The 308-nt window shown below is 61.7% G+C and carries 1 pseudogene; it reads left to right on the top strand.

Annotation, left to right across the window (positions count from 1 at the left end):
• Positions 1–85: 85 nt before the first annotated feature.
• Positions 86–308 (top strand): annotated as a pseudogene (locus tag QCE73_RS34170) (amidohydrolase); the annotation flags it as partial.

The following is a 308-nucleotide window of genomic DNA, read 5'->3' as shown; positions in this document are numbered from 1 at the left end:
ATCGTATCGAAAAGGCTGGCGCGAAGTTCATCGCGCCGGCTTCCAGCAAGCGCCGCGTCGCGGCACGCCTCACACGAGAACGCCCATGAATTCAAGCACGAGCTCAGGCACGGGTTCAGGCACGCCCGCGCGCGCCGATACCGTATTCTTCAACGGCAAGATTGCCACGCAGGACGACAAGCGTTCGTTCGCGGATGCACTCGCGGTTGCCGATGGCAAGGTCATCGAAGCAGGATCGCGTGAAGTCGTGATGCGTCATGCGAACGACGCGACGCGCCTCATTGATCTCAACGGGCGCACCGTGATTC

Source organism: Caballeronia sp. LZ029, assembly GCF_031451275.1.
GTDB lineage: Bacteria > Pseudomonadota > Gammaproteobacteria > Burkholderiales > Burkholderiaceae > Caballeronia > Caballeronia jiangsuensis.
Note: the sequence above shows the minus strand (reverse complement) of the source record. Positions and strands in the feature narration are given on the sequence as shown.